We start from the raw sequence: 21,052 nt of genomic DNA, 5'->3' as shown, positions 1-21,052 counted from the left end.
CTCCTAGCAGAGCTTGTTCAGCATATCAATGCGAACTTGGTGACGGCCAGCATCATAGTTGTGCTCAAGAAAGGCTTTGACTATTTCAACTGCTAAAATATCACCTGTAATTCCAGAACCAATTGTAATGATTGGAGTAGAATTGTGTCGAATAGTCATCATGGCAGAGTGTTCATCGGAAACAGCGGCGCAGATAATACCTTTAAACTTATTAGCAGGCATAAAAGAATGTCCAAACTTGTCAAAAAGAATAGCACGAGCTTGCTTATATTTTCTAAACTCTGTAATAGCATTGACAGTAGAATCAACGAAATCCGCAGAACCTTGTGTAGAGTTGAGATCGATTACTTCATAACCAGAATGAAGCAGATAGTGTTTGACGGTTTCTTTCAGTTGGAAACCATCTTGATCAGTAGCTAAAATAACTTTCATAAGAACCTTCTTTCTTTAGTTATCCAAAAGCATGCAATGAAAGATCATTATTGACGATATAGAAGATGTTTTATATCTTCAAATACAGTATATCCCTTGTAAAATTATTTGTCAAGGATTTATAAAAACTAGCTGAAGAATTTTTTCTACAGCTAGTTTTGGCATTTATTGACCCAATTTCTGATATCGGTTAAATCATAGTTAATCTCAGATTGATGGGCTACATGACTGAGTGTAATAGAAGTCAGGGTTGCAACTAAAGTATTTTCAATAATATCAAGAGAGTTGGTTACGACGCATCTTTTAGCCTTTTTACTTTCCTTGTTGCCTAAGAATTTTTTTAGAAGATTTTGACTTTCAAAGATTCGATTTTTTCCTTCTATAGCTACAAATACATCGTAAAAGGTGATTTGGCTGAGGGGTTTAGAAAGAGCAACGCCTCCATTTTTCCCTCTAACGGATTTAACCAATCCTTCTTTGTCTAATAGTTTTATAATTTTTTTCAAATAAGAATCTGAAACTTCTAGCCGTTTACTCAAGGAAATTGTATTGATATATTTTCCTTCAGGGAGCTGATTTAACATGAGTAAGACATAGACTGACTGTTCCCAACCTGATGACAATCGCATGTTTGTACCTCCATATAAAAAGATAATCATTATCCACAATTACCAGTATAGCCTTTTTTTGTTTTTTTCTCAATACATAGGACATAGGAGTTTAAAAAAATAATCTTGGAATTTTTTGATAAATCTCTTGACATTCATTTTTAAAAGAGTAGAATATAAGATAAAACATATCATCAATATCTTTTGAAAGAAAGGGAGATAAATGAAACAAGGTTCAAATTTTATTTTTTGGATTTCTATATTACTTACCACACTTTTTATGGGGTCATCTTTTCCAACTGGGAAATATCTCATAGTAGTTGAAAAGACTCCTCCATTATTACTTGGGGGTGTTCGATTTATTATTGCTGGGTTAGTGATGTTGGTATTATCGTTTTTATTTGGCAAGGGAGGGACTATCATCCCTAAAAGTCAAGGTAGCAAGATAAAGGGATTTATATTGGTTGTGACTATCGGGCTCTTACAGACAGCTGGAACCATGGGATTTCTGAATCTTGCCCTAGCTCATGATGTGTCATCATCGATGTCTTCCATTATCTTATTTACGAATCCTCTTTGGTTAGCTTTCTTAGCACATTTTTTGTTAAAAGATACATTGACTATTCAGAAGATAAGTGCCTTAGTATTAGGTGTGGCTGGAGTTGTTACTTGTATTGGACTAGATGTATCTGCGTTTAGTTTAGGTGCTTTGTTTGCTTTACTTGGTTCATTTTGTTGGTCAATCAATACAGTTGTCACCAAGAAAATTCCTTTTGATAACGGTCCATGGATATTTACAGCTTGGCAATTGTTATTAGGTGGGGTATTCCTTTACTTATTCTCAATACCTGTGCATGAAAGTTATAACTTTCTAAATTTAGGATTTTGGGGCTGGATTTGGTTTATATGGTTAATTATTCCTGCGTCTGTTGGTTCGTTTGGACTGTGGTTTTATAGTCTAGGACAAAGGGGAGCAACAGTAGCCAGCAGTTTCTTGTTTTTAGTTCCAGTATTTTCAACTATCTTTTCTATTATAGGCTTACATGAGCCGTTTACATTGAATTTGGTTCTTGGGGGTTCGATGGTTGTGTTAGCATTGGTATTGGTAAATTGGAAAGTCAAGGGAGAAGAGGAGTAGTCTATGGAAGTTGGGAATGATATTGTTATTCAAAATGGAATACAATAGAGTTTTGGTAATGGTGTAGCTCAACATTTTGATGAGTATGTTAGACAATCCATTCCTTTATATGATGAAGGACATGACCTTGTTTGTCATCTAAGCGATTTTTTTATTGGTGACCATTCCTTATGTTATGAGCTAGGCTCTGCAACGGGTAATCTGATTGGTAAATTATACTAGCGTCACAAGTCTAAAAAAGAAGTTCGTTTTATAGGGATAGAAGAGATTTCAGAAATGAATCAGGTGGTACAATCAAAATTTCCTGAGCTTGAATTTATAACAAGCTCCGTGGAGGAAGCCAGGTTAGAATCCAGCGATTTAATTATTAGTTATTATTTTCTTCAGTTTTTATTAAACAAAATATTCAATTTTCTATTGACAAACAGAATAAATAGCTATATAATATAATTATAATAAATTAATTAATAATAGTGGATCGTAACTTAAAGGCGAAACCGCAAATAATCTTAGCTTTTGCTAGACTATTTGCGGTTTTTTGCATAGAAAGGAGGAAAAAACAAGATCTACAATGTTATTAGAAGAAAGGAAAAGGAGAACAAATGAGGACATTACCAAAAGATTTTATCATGGGTGGAGCTACTGCTGCATATCAAGCTGAAGGTGCAACTCAAATTGATGGGAAGGGACCAGTAGCATGGGATAGTTTTTTAATTGAAAAAGGACGCTATACAGCGGAGCCAGCTAGTGATTTTTATCATCAATATCCGGTTGATATTGAATTATGTAAAAAATTTAACATAGATAGTATTAGGTTATCTATTGCATGGAGTAGAATTTTCCCAGATGGTTTTGGGGAAGTAAATCAGCTTGGAGTAGATTTTTATCATTCTGTTTTCTCAGAATGTATAAGGAATGGAATTATACCATTTGTAACGATTCATCATTTTGATACACCAAAAAATTTATTTGATAAAGGAGATTTTCTAAATAGGGAAAATATTGATCATTTTGTAAATTTTGCTAAATTCTGTTTTGACGAATTTAAAGAAATTGAATATTGGAGTACTTTCAATGAGATTTATCCACTTGCAACTAATCAATATTTGACAGGAGTTTTTCCTCCAGAAATAAAATTTGATTTTGAAAAGGTCATTATGTGTCTCCATAACATGATGTATGCTCATGCAAGGGTAGTTAATATTTTTAAAGAGGGTAATTATAGGGGTAAAATAGGTGTTGTACATTCTCTGGAACCAAAGTACCCATATAGTGATAAACCAGAAGATATTCATGCTGCAAAGGTTGATGAAGCTTTATCAGTCCGTTTTCTATTAGATGCAACATATTTAGGGGAGTATAGTTCTTCAACTTGGAATCTTGTTCAGGAAATACTCTATAAAAATAATATGTCTGTTTCAATTGATAGCAATGATTTTATAGAGATGAGAAAAGCCTCCGAAAGAAATGATTTCTTAGGGATTAATAACTATGTCAGTCATTGGGTAAAAGCCTACGAGGAAGAGAGTACTTTATTTTATAATACGACAGGTGAAAAAGGAACTCAAGTTTATCGGATTAAAGGAGTTGGAGAAAGAGTACCAAGAGAAGACCTTCCTAAGACAGATTGGGATTGGATTATTTATCCAGAAGGTTTATATGATTTGTTGACGTTTATAAAAGAAGAGTATCCAAACTATAAGGAAATCTATATTACTGAGAATGGTCTTGGTTTTAAAGATGAATTCACTGATGGAATTATATTAGATGAACCTAGAATTGACTACCTTCGAGGTAACTTCGAATCAATTTCAAGAGCAATTGACGATGGTGTCAATGTTAAAGGATATTTTATTTGGTCTTTAATGGATGTATTTTCTTGGGTTAACGGCTATGATAAAAGATATGGGTTGTTCTACGTCGACTTTGAAACTCAGAAACGATACCCTAAAGAATCAGCTTATTGGTATAAGTTAGTTAGTCAAACTAAAACTATAATTTAGAGGAGGAAATAAAATGAATGGAATTATTAAACAAATTGAAAAACATCAAGAATTATTTCAGCGTATTTCTGCAAATATATACTTGACTGCTATAAAAGATGGTTTTCTAACAGCTATGCCAGTAATATTATTTTCTAGCCTTTTCATCTTATGTGCAGCAATACCTCCTTTAGTTGGTATCAAGTTGCCAGAAAGTTTTGAGACATGGTTATGGAAAATATATGATTATTCAATGGGGATAGTAGGCTTATTGGTAGCTGGTACAACAGCTAGATGTTTAGCTGGAAGTATGAATAGAAAAATGCCTTCTGGAAAAGTTATAAATGAAGTATCAGTTATGCTAGCTTCTATTGTCAGTTTTCTATTATTAGCTGTGACTAAAATGGATGGAGCATTTCAAGGGGATTTCTTTGGAACTAAAGGTATTCTTTCCTCATTTGTAGCAGCGTTTATAACAGTAAATGTTTATAAATTCTGTGTAATAAAAGATATTACAATTAAAATGCCTAAGGAAGTTCCTGGTAGCATCTCACAGAATTTTCGAGATGTTTTCCCATTTTCTTTTTCAGTATTTTTTGCAGCGATAATAGATATTGCAACAAGATATTACTTGAATGTGCCATTTGCAGAAGTTTTTTCAAAAATTTTATCGCCTGTTTTTCAAGGTGCTGAAACTTATCTTGGATTATCAATTATCTGGTTTTTAGTACCATTCTTTTGGTTTGTTGGTGTTCATGGTCCTTCCGTAGTTAAACCAGGATTAGCTGCAGCGTTATATGGCAATACAGAAGCCAATTTAGAATTATTTAGAAATGGACAACATCCGTTTCATGCTCTGACCGAAAATTTTGGTAATTTCGTGGGAGAATTGGGAGGTACAGGTGCAACTTTTATCGTTCCAATTATATTTATTCTTTTTATGAAATCTAAACAGTTAAAAGCTGTAGGAAAGGCATCAATTGTACCAGTAATGTTTGCAGTAAATGAACCTCTTCTGTTTGCTGCACCAATTGTTCTAAATCCATATTTTCTGATTCCATTCTGTTTAGCACCAATTGTAAATGTAATTTTAGGTAAGTTTTTTATTAGTGTATTAGGAATGAATGGATATATGCATGTCTTACCATGGGCTACGCCAGGGCCAATTGGAAATCTAATGAGTACACATTTCCAACCCATTAGCTTTGTCTTCACAGTGTTATTATTAGTTGTTGATTTTATAATTTATTATCCATTTTGTAAAGCGTATGATAAAGTGTTACTTAGTGAAGAAACAAAAAATGCTAATACAGTAGATAAATCTGAAACTAACAATTCTACTAAAGTAGATGAAAGTGAAACTGTGAAACTTGAAAAAGAGATTAAAATCTTAGTATTATGTGCTGGCGCTGGAACTAGTGCAATGTTAGCTAATGCACTTACGGAAGGTGCAAGCAGTTTAAATTTACCATTAAGCTCATCAGCCGGTGCTTATGGCTCACATTATGAAATTATGAAATACTATGACCTGGTAATTTTGGCACCACAAGTAAAAACCTATTATAATGATATCAAAAAAGATACAGAAAAATTGGGTATTAAATTAATTGCGACAGAGGGAGCAGAATACATAAATCTTACAAGAAATCCAGAAAAAGCTGTTCAATTCGTGTTAGAAAAACTAAACTAAATAATGTTTAAAATGGAGAAAAAAACAGAGTAAGGGTTTACAATGGTTCAAATTTTTGATATAATACTATCAAAGATTGAATAGAGTGGATCGTTACTGAGTAATATTAGGCGAGACTGCAAATGAGGAAAGTAACTTTCACTCTGGTGAGTTATGCCCATTTGTGGTCTCTTTTGTTTCATTTAGTTCAATTTGAATTTTATAGGAAAGGAGAAGTGGATGTTTCGTGTTGTTAATGTTATCAATAATAATGTTGCTTTAGCGAAAAATGAAAATCATGAGGAAGTAATGATAACAGGAAATGGTATCGCTTTTCAGAAGAAAAAGGGTGATATCATTGTTCAAAGTAAAATTGAAAAGGTTTTTAGATTGAACACAGAAGAATCTAAGAATAATTTTCTAACTTTATTACAGGATGTCCCTCTTGATTTTATTACGGTAACTTATGATGTTATTAATTCTCTAATATCTAAATATCATTATCCTTTTCAAGAGTATCTATATGTAACTTTAACAGATCATATTTACAGTGCTTATCAAGCTATTCATAAGGGAATTTACGAAGATGGTAAACTTCCAGATATTTCTGTTGATTATCCACTAGAATTTGAAATGGCAGAATATGCACTTGATATGTTTAAGAAAAAGTTGTTGGATAGCTTTCCAGATAATGAGACGGAAAGAATTGCGTTACATTTTATCAATGCAAAAGGTGGAGACAATCAAGGTATAAATTTACAGATTGATCAATCAAAGCAAATTATTGAGCATATCAAGCGCGAACTTGCAAACCATAATATTGTAAGAAGAAAGGAAAATGCTCCTTTATTTGATCGCTTTATGGTTCATTTAAATTACTTTCTAGAATACCTTGACCGATCTAGAAGTGATAATACTTCCCTGTTGGATATGGAAGGATATATTGAGACAGTTTATCCCTTGGCCTATGAAATAGGCGATAAAATTTATCGGATAATTGCTAGTGAAACTGGTGTTGAACTTCATAGAAGTGAACGTGTTTATATAGTCTTACATATTCAAAGATTGCTTTAAAATAATAAATTATAACATATAAGGAGGTCTCTATTATGAATAGAGAAGAAGTAACATTGTTAGGTTTTGAAATCGTAGCCTATGCTGGCGATGCTCGTTCAAAACTATTGGAAGCTCTAAAGGCTGCTGAGGCTGGTGATTTTGTAAAAGCGGATAGCTTAGTTGAGGAAGCTGGTAGCTGTATCGCTGAGGCTCACCACGCTCAAACAAGTCTATTGACCAAGGAAGCAGCTGGTGAAGATTTGGCTTATAGTGTAACCATGATGCATGGTCAAGATCACTTGATGACAACTATCTTGTTAAAAGATTTGATGCATCATTTAATTGAACTCTACAAGAGAGGAGTTAAATGATGAATAAACTAATTGCATTTATAGAGAAAGGAAAGCCTTTCTTTGAAAAACTATCGCGTAATATCTATCTTCGTGCTATTCGTGATGGTTTCATTGCAGGTATGCCTGTTATTCTCTTCTCAAGTATCTTTATCTTGATTGCCTATGTACCAAACTCATGGGGATTCAAATGGTCTGATGAAACTGTTGCTTTTCTTATGAAACCCTACAACTATTCCATGGGGATTTTAGCTGTATTGGTAGCTGGTACAACTGCTAAATCGTTAACAGACTCTGTTAACCGTAGTATGGAAAAAACAAATCAAATCAACTACATGTCAACACTGTTGGCAGCAATTGTTGGTTTGTTGATGTTGGCAGCTGATCCTATCGAAAATGGTCTAGCTACTGGATTCTTGGGGACAAAGGGTTTGCTTTCAGCCTTCCTTGCTGCCTTTGTTACTGTAGCCATCTATAAGGTTTGTGTTAAGAACAACGTCACTATTCGTATGCCTGACGAAGTTCCACCAAATATCTCACAAGTCTTTAAAGATGTGATCCCATTCACTCTCTCAGTTGTTTCACTTTATGCTCTTGATTTACTAGCTCGTCATTTTGTTGGTTCTAGTGTGGCAGAATCAATCGGTAAATTCTTTGCTCCATTATTCTCTGCAGCTGATGGCTATCTAGGTATTACCATTATCTTTGGTGCCTTTGCCTTCTTCTGGTTTGTTGGTATCCATGGTCCATCTATCGTTGAGCCTGCTATCGCAGCTATTACCTATGCAAACGCCGAAGTCAACTTGAACCTTATCCAACAAGGTATGCACGCTGACAAGATTCTTACTTCTGGTACACAAATGTTTATCGTTACCATGGGTGGTACTGGTGCGACACTAGTTGTTCCATTCATGTTCATGTGGTTGACAAAATCGAAACGTAACCGTGCAATCGGACGTGCTTCAGTAGTTCCTACCTTCTTCGGTGTAAATGAACCAATCTTGTTTGGTGCACCACTTGTATTGAACCCAATCTTCTTCATTCCATTTATCTTTGCTCCAATCGCAAACGTTTGGATCTTCAAATTCTTTATTGAAGCTCTTGGAATGAACTCATTTACTGCTAATCTACCATGGACAACTCCAGCTCCACTAGGTCTAGTTCTTGGTACGAACTTCCAAGTTCTATCATTCATTCTTGCTGCCCTTCTAATTGTGGTTGACGTAGTCATTTACTACCCATTCCTTAAAGTTTATGACGAACAAATTCTTGAAGAAGAACGTTCAGGTAAGTCTAATGATGAATTGAAAGAAAAAGTTGCTGCAAACTTCAACACTGCAAAAGCAGATGCTATTCTTGAAAAAGCGGGTGTAGAAGCAGCTCAAAATACAATTACTGAAGAAACAAATGTCCTCGTTCTCTGTGCAGGTGGAGGTACAAGTGGACTCCTTGCAAATGCTTTGAATAAGGCAGCAGCAGAGTACAATGTTCCTGTGAAAGCAGCAGCAGGTGGTTATGGTGCTCACCGTGAAATGTTACCAGAGTTTGATCTAGTTATCCTTGCTCCTCAAGTTGCTTCAAACTTTGAAGATATGAAAGCAGAAACCGATAAACTCGGTATTAAACTTGCTAAGACAGAAGGCGCTCAATACATCAAATTAACTCGTGATGGAAAAGGTGCTCTTGCATTTGTACAAGCTCAATTCGATTAAGGCTAGGAACTGTGAAACAGTCTCCTATCATTAAGGAAATCGCTATGGCGAATTTCTTAATCGCCTTGTCAATTCGTCGGTAAAAAGATATCGTTTTTACCTCCTCATGTCACAATTCGGTGACTTGGTACAAGAAGTGAGATGGAGAGGGATGGCTCACTGACTCCTCTCCTCTCACTTTTGCTTTATTTAAATCAAGAAATAGGTGAAAAAAATGACAAAAACACTTCCAAAAGACTTTATTTTTGGTGGCGCAACAGCTGCCTATCAAGCAGAAGGTGCTACACATACTGATGGTAAAGGACCAGTTGCTTGGGATAAATATCTTGAAGATAACTATTGGTACACTGCAGAACCAGCCAGTGATTTTTACAATCGATACCCAGTTGACCTCAAGCTGGCAGAAGAGTATGGTGTCAATGGTATTCGAATTTCTATTGCTTGGTCACGTATTTTCCCGACTGGTTACGGCCAAGTAAATGCTAAAGGTGTTGAATTTTATCATAATCTATTTGCAGAGTGTCACAAACGTCACGTTGAGCCATTTGTAACTCTTCATCACTTTGACACACCAGAAGCTCTCCACTCAAATGGCGACTTCTTAAACCGTGAAAATATTGAACACTTTGTAGACTATGCTGCCTTCTGTTTTGAAGAATTTCCAGAAGTAAACTATTGGACAACCTTTAATGAAATTGGACCAATCGGTGATGGTCAATACTTGGTTGGGAAATTCCCTCCAGGTATCCAGTACGACCTTGCCAAAGTCTTCCAATCGCACCACAATATGATGGTTTCTCATGCGCGTGCAGTCAAGCTATATAAAGATAGGGGCTATAAAGGTGAAATTGGTGTTGTTCACGCTCTTCCAACCAAGTATCCTTTGGATCCTGAAAATCCAGCAGATGTTCGTGCAGCTGAGTTGGAAGATATTATTCACAATAAATTTATCTTGGATGCAACTTATCTAGGTCGCTATTCAGCTGAAACCATGGAAGGTGTCAACCATATCTTATCCGTCAATGGTGGTAGCTTAGATCTTCGTGAAGAAGATTTTACAGCATTAGAAGCTGCAAGAGACTTGAATGACTTCCTTGGAATTAATTACTATATGAGTGACTGGATGGAAGCCTTTGATGGCGAAACAGAAATTATCCATAATGGTAAAGGTGAGAAAGGAAGCTCTAAATACCAAATCAAAGGTGTTGGTCGCCGTGTAGCTCCGGATTATGTGCCACGTACAGACTGGGATTGGATTATATATCCTCAAGGTTTGTATGACCAAATCATGCGTGTGAAGAAAGATTATCCTAACTACAAGAAGATTTACATCACTGAAAATGGACTTGGTTATAAAGATGAGTTCGTTGATAACACTGTTTACGATGATGGCCGTATTGATTATGTCAAACAACACTTAGAGGTCTTGTCTGATGCGATTGCAGATGGAGCGAATGTAAAAGGTTACTTCATCTGGTCATTGATGGACGTCTTCTCATGGTCAAACGGTTATGAGAAACGTTACGGTCTCTTCTATGTAGACTTTGAAACTCAAGAACGTTATCCTAAGAAATCAGCTCACTGGTACAAGAAAGTAGCAGAAAGTCAGATTATAGACTAGTAGAATGAGTCATTAGATATAGAATTCTAGTGAGGCAAAAAGATGTTCAAAAATTTTATCCAATCTATTTATGAAAAAGTTTATATTATCAATTTCGAAAAATGCTCTCAAATACCGTGTTTGACGAATGAAGAATTAAAAAGTCTTGGAAAATGGTATGTCTCGACCGGTAAAGAATGGATTTGTCATTCAGATTATGAGCTGGAAGAATTTAAAAATATCTTTTTAAATTTTATCAATCCTGAAGAATGGGATAATATCTCCTTTGATTCAGATTTTATGCCGTTTCAACAATCGTAACCAATTTCCAAAAAAGTTAAATCTTATATCTAGTACTCTGCAAAACTCTTATCTAATCACGTTGCTTATACTCAATGAAAATCAAAGAGCAACTTTAAACTAGAAAGCAAGTCGCAGATTTCTCAATGCATAGCTTTGAGGTGGCAGATAAAGCAATTGGGCAAAAGTCTTTAACGCAGAAAAACGCATAATATCAGGTGTTGAAAAACCTTGATACTATGCGTTTTATTGTGGGAAGATTTACTTCTGAAATTGAGTTGTTACCCAGAATCTTTCAGTTTATTAAGGCTTGATGACTTTAGTAAGTTTAGATAGCTCAAAAAGGATTGAATCACTTAGTTTAGAATCTGAAACAATAGTATCAAGATTTGATACATTATAAAAAGTATAAAAATCAAACTTATTGAACTTACTATGATCTGCGAGTAAATATTTTTTATTAGAATTATTTAAAGCGATGCGTTGAGCCTCTCCCTCTTCCTCGCTAAAAGTAGCTAGAGCTCCGTTTTGAATACCATTACAGCTAACGAAAGCTTTAGAAAATTGGAGATTAGAGAGATTTTGTAGGGTCAATGTGCCAACAAAAGCACCTGTAATATCGCGATAATTTCCACCTATCAAAATCAAATCTGTTAATTTTCGTTCGCTTAAAATCAGAAAAACAGGTAGACTGTTGGTCACGACGCGGATATTGTCAATAGGCAACTCACGTGCAAAAAATTCTAATGTTGTTCCTGGTCCAATAAAAATAGTTTCTCTTTCTTCTACTAGACTGCCTGCAAAACGGGCTATTTCTTGTTTTTCTGCCGTTTGGAGGGCTTGTTTTTCAATATTTGATCGCTCATTAGTCAAAAGGGAGTTGGTTCGAAGTTTTTCAGCTCCACCGTGCACACGAATCAGCAAATCTTTATCAGCTAATTCCTGTAAATAGCGCCTTGCAGTCATATCTGAAACGGCTATTTCGTCCATAATCTGCTTAACCGTTATGGTTCCTTTACTATTTACTATCTCTAAAATTTTGGTTAATTTTTCTTGTTTGAGCATACTATCACCTCGTTTCCTACTACTATCTTACCATAAACTGGCTCATCATTCAAATACAAAAACAACAAAATAAAACAAAAACAAAAATATCGAAGTTTGTTTTCAAAACTTTCGATATTTTTGTTGGGTTATAACTTTGTTGTTTCTAGTTTACTTTTTGATGGTTAAGAGTGGTGGAGAATTAGTCCAAACCGTAGTTGTAGTCATCGTCTTGCATGGCTTCAACTTCACCAAGAAGATATCCATTTCCAACTTGAGAGAAGAAGTCGTGGTTAGATGTCCCTGTTGAAATACCGTTCATAACGATTGGGTTCACATCATCAGCTGAATCTGGGAAGAGTGGATCTTGTCCCAGGTTCATGAGAGCCTTGTTAGCATTGTAGCGAAGGAAGGTTTTAACTTCTTCCGTCCAACCAACACCGTCATAGAGGCTTTCTGTATAGCCTTCTTCATTTTCATAAAGAGTATAGAGTAGGTCGTACATCCATTCTTTGAGTTTTTCTTGCTCTTCTTCAGGCAATTCATTGAAACCAAGTTGGAATTTGTAACCAATGTAGGTTCCGTGAACAGATTCGTCACGAATAATCAATTTAATAATTTCCGCAACGTTGGCTAGTTTGTTGTTACCAAGATAGTAGAGGGGAGTGAAGAAACCAGAGTAGAAGAGGAAGGTTTCAAGGAAGACACTGGCAACTTTCTTTTCAAGTGGGCTACCGTTTAGGTAGATTTCGTTGACAATCTCAGCCTTCTTTTGCAGATAAGGATTGGTATTGGTCCATTCGAAAATTTCTTCAATCTCAGCCTTAGTATTTAAGGTAGAAAAGATTGATGAATAAGATTTAGCATGGACAGATTCCATAAATTGGATGTTATTGAAAACAGCTTCCTCATGTGGTGTACGGATGTCTGCACGAAGGGCTTGAACCCCAGTCTCAGATTGCATAGTGTCTAGAAGGGTTAAACCACCAAAAACTTTTCCGACCAAGTCTTTCTCTTTGTTAGATAGCTTTCTCCAGTCATCCAAGTCATTTGACAAGGGAATACGTGTATCGAGCCAGAATTGCTCCGTCAGTTTTTCCCAAGTTGATTTGTCGATGACATCTTCGATGGCATTCCAGTTAATGGCTTTGTAGTAAGTTTCCATTTGAAATCTCTTTCTGTGTTTAGTATTGCGAACTCACAATTATTTCTATTTTACCATAATTCTATAGGAGTATCGCACAAAAAGTCGGAAGCCCGACTTTTAAAATGTTACATAAATTATGTTATGGCCTAGTAGATTTGATTTTATCAGTGCTGCTTAGGGAAAAATAGTGTTTCTATGCTAGAAACTAAATCACACAGCTTTCACATTGGTTGGCACCGACTTCTCCACCGTCATCTGTAAAGGTACGGACGTAGTAGATAGACTTGATACCTTTGTTAAAGGCATAGTTACGAAGGATAGACAAGTCACGTGTCGTTTGTTTGTTTTCTTTCTTCCATTCGTAAAGTCCTTTTGGAATGTCACTACGCATGAAGAGGGTGAGTGAAAGTCCTTGGTCCACGTGCTCAGTTGCAGCAGCATAGACATCAATCACCTTACGCATATCCATGTCGTAAGCAGAAGTGTAGTAAGGAATGGTTTCTGTTGACAAGCCAGCAGCAGGATAGTAGATTTTACCGATTTTCTTTTCTTGACGTTCTTCGATACGTTGCGTAATTGGGTGGATAGAAGCAGAAACGTCGTTGATATAGCTGATAGAACCATTTGGCGCTACAGCAAGGCGGTTTTGGTGGTAAAGTCCATCTGCTTGAACCTTGTCGCGAAGTTCAGCCCAGTCAGCAGCACTTGGGATAAAGACATCTTTGAAGAGTTCTTTAACACGGTCTGATTTTGGAACAAATTCGCCAGTTACATACTTGTCGAAGTAGCTTCCGATAGCATAGTCTGATTTTTCAAAGTTGTGGAAGGTAATACCACGTTCACGCGCGATATTGTTTGACTCTACCAAGGTCCAGTAGTTCATAAGCATAAAGTAGATGCTTGTAAACTCAACAGACTCAGGAGATCCATACTCAATCAGTTGTTGCGCAAGGTAGCTGTGAAGTCCCATGGCACCAAGACCAAAGGTGTGAGCTTGGCTATTTCCATGATCAATCGTAGGTACAGCTACGATGTGTGAACTATCTGTAACGAAAGTAAGGGCACGAACCATAGCACGGATAGAACGACCAAAGTCAGGTGAAGTCATCATGTTAACCACGTTGGTTGAACCAAGGTTACATGAAACGTCCGTTCCCATTTGAAGGAATTCTTGAGCATCGTTGATCAAGCTTGGTTCTTGGACTTGAAGAATCTCAGAACATAAGTTACTCATGATAATCTTTCCATCAACAGGATTTGCACGGTTAGCCGTATCAATGTTGACTACATAAGGGTAGCCAGACTCTTGTTGCAATTTAGAGATTTCAGTTTCCAAATCACGCGCCTTGATTTTTGTCTTGCGGATATTTGGATTTGCGACCAACTCATCGTATTTTTCAGTGATATCGATGTAGTTAAATGGCACACCGTATTCAAGCTCTACAGAGTATGGGCTGAAGAGGTACATTTCTTCATTTTTACGTGCTAATTCGTAGAATTTATCGGGTACCACAACACCAAGTGAAAGGGTCTTAACACGAACTTTTTCATCGGCGTTTTCTTTCTTAGTTGAAAGGAAGGCGATAATATCTGGGTGGAAGACGTTGAGGTAGACAACACCGGCACCTTGACGTTGCCCCAATTGGTTGGAGTAAGAGAAGCTGTCTTCAAAAAGCTTCATAACAGGAACGACACCTGAAGCAGCTCCTTCATAGCCTTTGATAGGTGCACCAGCTTCACGAAGGTTGCTGAGGGTAATTCCCACACCACCACCAATACGTGAAAGTTGAAGAGCTGAGTTGATAGAACGTCCGATAGAGTTCATATCATCCGTTACTTGGATTAGGAAACAAGATACCAACTCCCCACGACGAGCACGTCCAGCATTCAAGAAGGAAGGAGTAGCAGGTTGGTAGCGTTGGTGGATGATTTCATTGGCAATATCGATGGCAATAGCTTCATTCCCATCAGCAAAATAAAGGGCGTTAAAGAAGACACGGTCTTCCATGCTTTCAAGATAATATTCACCGTCGTTAGTTTTCAAAGCATATTGATTGTAAAATTTATAAGCTGCCATGAAAGACTTGAATTGGAAGTTTTGTTCTTTAATAAATTGAGCCAATTCTTCCAAAAATTCTGGACGGTATTTCTTGATAAAGGCTGTTTCGATGTAGTTGTGTTCAATGAGGTAGTTGATTTTATCCTTGATTGAATCAAAAACCATAGTGTTTGGAACGACATTTTCTTTAAAGAAGGCATCCAAGGCTTCCTTATCTTTATGAAGCATGATTTGTCCATTGACAGGACGGTTGATTTCGTTATTAAGACGGAAGTAAGTCACGTCCTCAAGATGTTTTAATCCCATAAAATTTCCCTTATCTAATTACAAAAGAAAGGCTTCTAAGTTAGCCCTAGAAGCAGTTTCTTCTGGATGATGTACTAAGATTATGCTAATTGTTTCAATTTTCCTGGTTGGAAACCTGAAAAGACTTCAGTTGGTGTTTGGATAACAGGAGCCGCGCTGAAACCGAGTTCTTTGACTTGATCGATGTACTCAGGTTGCTCATCAAGATTGATTTCACGATAAGAGACATTATTACTGTCCAAGAAACGCTTGGTCATTTTACATTGGACACAATTGTTTTTAGAATAAACGGTTACCATTGTGTAACTCCTCTTCAAAATTTAATACTATCTTAGTATATCAGAAAATAAAATTTTGTCAATGATTTGAACTAAATATAGTGGTCTATTTTTCTATCAAACACACCAAAACACAATATATAGTGTTTGCTTTGTGGAATAGCAATGATTATCCTATAAACTGTTTTTAAAGAAACTATATCCTGTGTTTTGTTATCTAGGATAGAAGATTTTCAGCAAGTTATCTGAAAGGAAATCGAATAAATCCCATAAAATGCTTGAAAAAAATCCTAGAAGATGATATAATACCAAATTGTAAGGGTTATCACATATAACTCAAAAAAGAAAGAACAAAAGGAGAGTCAAACTATGGCTTCTAAAGATTTCCACGTAGTGGCAGAAACAGGTATTCACGCACGTCCAGCAACATTGTTGGTACAAACTGCTAGCAAATTTGCTTCAGATATCACTCTTGAGTACAAAGGTAAATCAGTTAACCTTAAATCAATTATGGGTGTTATGAGTCTTGGTGTTGGCCAAGGTGCTGACGTAACTATCTCAGCTGAAGGTGCAGATGCAGATGACGCTATCGCTGCAATCTCAGAAACAATGGAAAAAGAAGGATTGGCATAAGGGAAATGACAGAAATGCTTAAAGGAATCGCAGCATCTGACGGTGTTGCAGTTGCAAAAGCATATCTACTCGTTCAACCGGATTTGTCATTCGAGACTATTTCAGTCGAAGATACAAACGCAGAAGAGGCTCGTTTGGATGTTGCTCTTGAAGCTTCTCAAAACGAGCTTTCTCTTATCCGCGAGAAAGCTGTAGGTACGCTTGGTGAAGAAGCGGCTCAAGTTTTTGACGCTCATTTGATGGTTCTTGCTGACCCAGAATTGATTGGTCAGATTAAAGAAACAATTCGTGCTAAGAAAGTCAATGCAGAAGCAGGTCTTAAAGAAGTGACTGACATGTTCATCACTATCTTTGAAGGTATGGAAGACAACCCATACATGCAAGAACGTGCAGCGGATATCCGCGACGTGACAAAACGTGTATTGGCAAACCTTCTTGGCAAGAAATTGCCAAACCCAGCTTCTATCAATGAAGAAGTAATCGTGATTGCGCATGACTTGACACCATCTGATACAGCTCAATTGGACAAAAACTTTGTAAAAGCTTTTGTAACAAATATCGGTGGACGTACAAGCCACTCAGCTATCATGGCACGTACGCTTGAAATTGCAGCTGTATTGGGAACAAATAACATCACTGAAATCGTCAAAGACGGTGATATCCTTGCCGTTAACGGAATTACTGGTGAAGTGATTATCAACCCAACAGATGAACAAGCGGCAGAATTTAAAGCAGCTGGTGAAGCTTATGCTAAACAAAAAGCTGAATGGGCACTTTTGAAAGATGCTCAAACAGTGACTGCTGACGGTAAACACTTCGAGTTGGCCGCTAACATCGGTACTCCAAAAGACGTTGAAGGTGTTAACAACAACGGTGCTGAAGCTGTTGGACTTTACCGTACAGAGTTCTTGTATATGGATTCTCAAGATTTCCCAACAGAAGACGAGCAGTATGAAGCATACAAGGCTGTTCTTGAGGGAATGAATGGTAAACCAGTAGTTGTTCGTACAATGGATATCGGTGGTGATAAGGAACTTCCTTACTTCGATATGCCACATGAAATGAACCCATTCCTTGGATTCCGTGCCCTTCGTATCTCTATTTCTGAAACTGGAGATGCAATGTTCCGCACGCAAATCCGTGCTCTTCTTCGTGCATCTGTTCATGGTCAATTGCGTATCATGTTCCCAATGGTTGCCCTTTTGAAAGAGTTCCGTGCAGCTAAAGCAGTCTTTGACGAAGAAAAAGCAAACCTTCTTGCTGAAAGTGTTGCAGTTGCGGATGATATCCAAGTTGGTATCATGATTGAAATCCCTGCAGCAGCGATGCTTGCAGACCAATTTGCTAAAGAAGTTGACTTCTTCTCAATTGGTACAAACGACTTGATTCAATACACAATGGCAGCAGACCGTATGAATGAGCAAGTTTCATACCTTTACCAACCATATAACCCATCAATTCTTCGCTTGATCAACAACGTTATCAAGGCAGCTCACGCTGAAGGTAAATGGGCTGGTATGTGTGGTGAGATGGCTGGTGACCAAACAGCTGTTCCACTTCTTGTCGGAATGGGCTTGGATGAATTCTCTATGTCAGCAACATCTGTCCTTCGTACACGTAGCTTGATGAAGAAATTGGATACTGCTAAGATGGAAGAGTACGCAAACCGTGCCCTTACAGAGTGTTCAACAATGGAAGAAGTCCTTGAACTTCAAAAAGAATACGTTAACTTTGATTAATGTCATTAACCTTGTAACCTAGTTGCAAGGTTTTTTTGACGTATTTTAGAAAAGTATAGTCTTATAAAGTACACTTTTAAATGCTCCAGAGGCATGATATAATAGGGGAAGTAAATAGAATAAGAGAGAAACCATGTCTAAAGAAATTGATATTGAATATTACCACCAGCTAGCCTTACAAAAGCAGAAGGAGCATCGAAAAGTTTTAGCCAATTTAAAGAAAAAACCACCAAAAAATCTAGATAAGATAGCCCAGCAGATTCACCAAGAAGTCTTTGCGGAGATTGATTGTACGGCCTGTGCCAACTGTTGCAAGACATTGGGGCCTGACTTTAAAGAAGCGGATATTACACGAATCGCCAAGTACTTTAAGATGAAATTACCTGCTTTTGAAGCTGAATTCCTTCAGGTAGATGAAGATGGGGATAAGGTTTTCAAATCCATGCCCTGCCCCTTTTTAGGAGGAGATAATCTTTGTTCCATCTATGATGTTCGTCCCAAGGCCTGCCGAGAGTTCCCCCATACAGATCGCAAAAAGATCCATCAAATCAACCATTTGACGATTAAGAATACTTTGACCTGTCCAGCAGCCTATCTCTTTGTTGAAAAATTAAAGGATAAGTTATAGAGATTTAAAGGATAAAAAATCTCTAATAATAACTAGAGATATGAAGGGAGTACTCCTGTGCCTAGACCGAAAACAAAAGAGGAGCTAATGCTGGCCTCTAAGGAAAATTATGAAAAGCTCAATCGTTTCATCTCCCAACTAAGTGAAGATGAGCTACAGACTCCATTTGATTTTTCAAGAGACCGAAAGAAAAAAGAAGTTCACTGGAAAAGGGATAAAAATCTACGGGATGTCTTGATCCATCTTTATGAATGGCAGCAGTTACTTTTGACTTGGGTACATTCTAATCAAAAAGGTCAGGAAAGACCTTTTCTACCTGAACCTTATAATTGGAAAACTTATGGAGAAATGAATGTCGCTTTTTGGAAGAAGCACCAGAAAACCTCCTTAGAAGAAGCGACTAGACTCCTAGAACAATCACATAGGAAGGTTTTAGAGTTGATAGAAGTTTTTAGCAATGACGAACTCTTTACCAAAGGTGTCTATAAGTGGACTGGCGGAACAAGTCTAGGTTCTTACTTCGTTAGTAGCACGTCAAGCCACTATGGTTGGGCTCTGAAAAAACTCAAAGCTCACCGGAAGAATTGTAAGGGATAGATGGCCTATTTGAAATTGCAAGAATGAGTTCTTTTAAACGTAATACTCTTCGAAAATCAAATTCAAACTGCGTCAACGTCGCCTTGCCGTACTCAAGTACAGCCTGCGGCTAGTTTCCTAGTTTGCTTTTTGATTTTCATTGAGTATAAGATAAAAGCAAAGGGCTATCAAGTGATGTAGCCCTTTTGGATTATACAAGCAAATTACCATGCAAAAGCTGTCGTTGGAGCATTGAGCGCTTCTAACCACTGTTTATTTTTTACGGGGCAAAGAGTTACGGATATACCTGCCATATCTAGACTGGTCATAAATGTTCCTGATTTTATAAAGGTAATAGTGACTCCTTCAATTTCTAAGAGTTGAAGGAGATCATTGATAAATATGCCCATTTCTAAGTTGCTGGTAGTGCCTAGATTATTTACAAGCAATATAAATTGATCACCCTTTTTCCAATGATAGTGCAATCTTAATTTACTTATAATTTCATTTGCAAGGATTTCCGATGATTGGAATGGGACGATACGATAGCCTTCTTCGCCATGTATCCCAATACCATAGGAAATATTTCCTTCTTCCAAGTTAAATAGTGGAAGGATGGCTTGGGGGAGACTAGCAGATTTCGTTGCAAAGCCAATTGTTGCGATTTCGGGAGCAAGTTCATGACCTAAATCAGTTAGTTGCTCTATGTCGGAACCATTTTGAGCTGCATATCCTAGAACTTTATGAAGTAAAATAGTTCCTGCAAGCCCTCTTCCTCTAATTTGAAATCTATTGTGAGGTTCAATTGAAATATCGTCGTGTGCTAGACTATAGCCGACCTTAATTCCTTCTTGTCTAGCAGTATTAATGGCCCAGCTAAATTCTTTGATGTCTGCTTCGAAATTTTTTACAATGATGAAGACACCGTGACCATTGTTTAAAAAACGAATGGACTCTAAGATTTCAGTTCTTGTAGGAGGAGTAAATAATTGGCCATAGATAGCAGCAGTAAGCATTCCTTCTCCCACATATCCAATATGCGCAGGTTCGTGACCGAAACCTCCACCCGACAAGATTGGAACCTGATGAGGATTGCGATTTTTTTGATAGACTAATGGTAAAGTAGGGTGTTTTTCTAATTCAGGATGACTGCTGACAGTTGCCGAAATGTAACTTGAAATAATTTTCTGTTTATGATTTGAAATAAATGTCATTGTGGTCTCTTTCCAATAATTGTCATGATTAGAAAGTCTGGTTGTGGAACTGGACTTTTTTTATTGACGTAAGCCTTCACGATTTCTGCTAGAGCATGTGAATGATAGTCTAACAAAAAACAAGTATAAGCAGATGAATCGATATCAATCTGACCGTATTCTTTTAAAATTTTTGATACAAGCAAGCGACAGTAGCTGATAAAGTGGTCATAGAAGTTATTTTGCCCTTGAATATCAAAAAGTTGAATATAAAAGTCACGCTCTTGTTCGAAATAAAAAAATAATTCTTGTAATAGTTTTTGGCCCGAAATGAAGTCCAAGTTATTGGTGATATACTCGGTTAAGTCATTTTCAAATATCCAGTCTAGCAGTTCATATTTGTCAAGAAAGTGATTATAAAAGGTCTGTCTACGAATGCCAGCTGATTCCATGATATCTACAATGGAGATTTTGTCAAATTCTCTAGTAGCTAATAGGTCTCTAAATGCCTTGGCAATCCGTTTTTTTGTAATAAGTGATGATGCCATAGGAAGCCTTTCTTTTACTTCCTTCATTTTACCAAAAAAATGTTTGAAACGGGT

The 21,052-nt window shown here is 36.9% G+C and carries 20 protein-coding genes; 12 read left to right on the top strand and 8 right to left on the bottom strand.

The features are described 5' to 3' along the window. Positions 1–3: 3 nt before the first annotated feature. Entirely contained in the window at positions 4–432 is a 429-nt protein-coding gene (lacA, locus tag SMIDD28_RS03985) for a galactose-6-phosphate isomerase subunit LacA (protein WP_000864629.1), read from the bottom strand. 152 nt (positions 433–584) lie between these two features. Beyond that, the gene (locus SMIDD28_RS03980; protein WP_061424883.1) at positions 585–1,061 is read right to left on the bottom strand and encodes an RrF2 family transcriptional regulator; all 477 of its coding nucleotides are present in this window, start codon (positions 1,059–1,061) and stop codon (positions 585–587) included. Positions 1,062–1,263: 202 nt separating this feature from the next. Between SMIDD28_RS03980 and SMIDD28_RS03975 the strand changes: the two genes are divergently transcribed. From SMIDD28_RS03975 to SMIDD28_RS03940, 8 genes are all read left to right on the top strand, one after another. Then, positions 1,264–2,178 (top strand): DMT family transporter, encoded by a 915-nt coding sequence (locus SMIDD28_RS03975; RefSeq protein ID WP_061424881.1) that lies wholly within the window; start codon positions 1,264–1,266, stop codon positions 2,176–2,178. Positions 2,179–2,780: 602 nt separating this feature from the next. Next, positions 2,781–4,181: a 6-phospho-beta-galactosidase gene (gene lacG, locus SMIDD28_RS03970; protein ID WP_061424879.1), complete on the top strand. Its 1,401-nt coding sequence runs from the start codon at positions 2,781–2,783 to the stop codon at positions 4,179–4,181. A 13-nt stretch (positions 4,182–4,194) separates the two neighbouring features. After that, on the top strand, positions 4,195–5,850 hold the full coding sequence (locus SMIDD28_RS03965; RefSeq protein ID WP_061424877.1) for a PTS lactose transporter subunit IIBC: 1,656 nt from the start codon (positions 4,195–4,197) through the stop codon (positions 5,848–5,850). Between the two features lie 219 nt (positions 5,851–6,069). Continuing rightward, positions 6,070–6,903 (top strand): PRD domain-containing protein, encoded by an 834-nt coding sequence (locus tag SMIDD28_RS03960; RefSeq protein ID WP_061424875.1) that lies wholly within the window; start codon positions 6,070–6,072, stop codon positions 6,901–6,903. 35 nt (positions 6,904–6,938) lie between these two features. Beyond that, on the top strand, positions 6,939–7,256 hold the full coding sequence (locus tag SMIDD28_RS03955) for a PTS lactose/cellobiose transporter subunit IIA (protein WP_061424873.1): 318 nt from the start codon (positions 6,939–6,941) through the stop codon (positions 7,254–7,256). Next, positions 7,256–8,947, top strand: coding sequence for a lactose-specific PTS transporter subunit EIIC (locus SMIDD28_RS03950; protein ID WP_061424871.1), 1,692 nt, complete (start codon positions 7,256–7,258; stop codon positions 8,945–8,947). The genes SMIDD28_RS03955 and SMIDD28_RS03950 overlap by 1 nt, the downstream gene beginning before the upstream one ends. Positions 8,948–9,161: 214 nt before the next feature. Beyond that, positions 9,162–10,568, top strand: a complete 1,407-nt coding sequence (gene lacG / locus SMIDD28_RS03945; protein WP_061424870.1) for a 6-phospho-beta-galactosidase — start codon at positions 9,162–9,164, stop codon at positions 10,566–10,568. A gap of 42 nt (positions 10,569–10,610) precedes the next feature. After that, positions 10,611–10,868, top strand: a complete 258-nt coding sequence (locus SMIDD28_RS03940; protein ID WP_081103206.1) for a DUF3884 family protein — start codon at positions 10,611–10,613, stop codon at positions 10,866–10,868. Positions 10,869–11,150: 282 nt separating this feature from the next. Here SMIDD28_RS03940 and SMIDD28_RS03935 read toward each other — a convergent pair whose 3' ends face one another. The 4 genes from SMIDD28_RS03935 to nrdH all read right to left on the bottom strand — a co-directional run bounded on the left by SMIDD28_RS03935 (position 11,151) and on the right by nrdH (position 15,702). Next, positions 11,151–11,912 carry a DeoR/GlpR family DNA-binding transcription regulator gene (locus tag SMIDD28_RS03935; RefSeq protein WP_000917603.1) on the bottom strand — a complete coding sequence of 254 codons (762 nt, stop codon included), beginning with the start codon at positions 11,910–11,912 and terminating at the stop codon, positions 11,151–11,153. A gap of 181 nt (positions 11,913–12,093) precedes the next feature. Continuing rightward, positions 12,094–13,056, bottom strand: coding sequence for a class 1b ribonucleoside-diphosphate reductase subunit beta (gene nrdF, locus SMIDD28_RS03930; protein ID WP_000451364.1), 963 nt, complete (start codon positions 13,054–13,056; stop codon positions 12,094–12,096). Between the two features lie 187 nt (positions 13,057–13,243). Next, the gene (gene nrdE, locus SMIDD28_RS03925; RefSeq protein WP_061424869.1) at positions 13,244–15,403 is read right to left on the bottom strand and encodes a class 1b ribonucleoside-diphosphate reductase subunit alpha; all 2,160 of its coding nucleotides are present in this window, start codon (positions 15,401–15,403) and stop codon (positions 13,244–13,246) included. 80 nt (positions 15,404–15,483) lie between these two features. Beyond that, positions 15,484–15,702: a glutaredoxin-like protein NrdH gene (gene nrdH, locus SMIDD28_RS03920; RefSeq protein WP_000259247.1), complete on the bottom strand. Its 219-nt coding sequence runs from the start codon at positions 15,700–15,702 to the stop codon at positions 15,484–15,486. 348 nt (positions 15,703–16,050) lie between these two features. On the opposite strand from nrdH, the gene SMIDD28_RS03915 reads away from it, so the two are divergent. The 4 genes from SMIDD28_RS03915 (at position 16,051) to SMIDD28_RS03900 (ending at position 19,278) form a co-directional block, all read left to right on the top strand. Next, positions 16,051–16,314, top strand: coding sequence for a phosphocarrier protein HPr (locus SMIDD28_RS03915; RefSeq protein WP_000146947.1), 264 nt, complete (start codon positions 16,051–16,053; stop codon positions 16,312–16,314). Between the two features lie 5 nt (positions 16,315–16,319). Then, positions 16,320–18,053: a phosphoenolpyruvate--protein phosphotransferase gene (ptsP, locus tag SMIDD28_RS03910; RefSeq protein ID WP_061424868.1), complete on the top strand. Its 1,734-nt coding sequence runs from the start codon at positions 16,320–16,322 to the stop codon at positions 18,051–18,053. Positions 18,054–18,186: 133 nt separating this feature from the next. Further along, positions 18,187–18,681: a YkgJ family cysteine cluster protein gene (locus SMIDD28_RS03905; protein ID WP_000031476.1), complete on the top strand. Its 495-nt coding sequence runs from the start codon at positions 18,187–18,189 to the stop codon at positions 18,679–18,681. A 57-nt stretch (positions 18,682–18,738) separates the two neighbouring features. Then, complete coding sequence (locus SMIDD28_RS03900) at positions 18,739–19,278, top strand: ClbS/DfsB family four-helix bundle protein (protein ID WP_061424865.1); 540 nt, start codon at positions 18,739–18,741, stop codon at positions 19,276–19,278. A gap of 203 nt (positions 19,279–19,481) precedes the next feature. On the opposite strand, the gene dhaQ is transcribed toward SMIDD28_RS03900, so the two are convergent. Together dhaQ and dhaS are read right to left on the bottom strand one after the other, a co-directional pair. Continuing rightward, on the bottom strand, positions 19,482–20,471 hold the full coding sequence (gene dhaQ, locus SMIDD28_RS03895; RefSeq protein ID WP_061424863.1) for a DhaKLM operon coactivator DhaQ: 990 nt from the start codon (positions 20,469–20,471) through the stop codon (positions 19,482–19,484). Beyond that, positions 20,468–20,998, bottom strand: coding sequence for a dihydroxyacetone kinase transcriptional activator DhaS (gene dhaS, locus SMIDD28_RS03890; RefSeq protein ID WP_000168605.1), 531 nt, complete (start codon positions 20,996–20,998; stop codon positions 20,468–20,470). The genes dhaQ and dhaS overlap by 4 nt, the downstream gene beginning before the upstream one ends. Between the last annotated feature and the right edge of the window lie 54 nt (positions 20,999–21,052).

Source organism: Streptococcus mitis, from assembly GCF_001579045.1.
Lineage (GTDB): Bacteria > Bacillota > Bacilli > Lactobacillales > Streptococcaceae > Streptococcus > Streptococcus mitis_D.
This window is presented reverse-complemented; position numbering and strand designations above follow the sequence as displayed.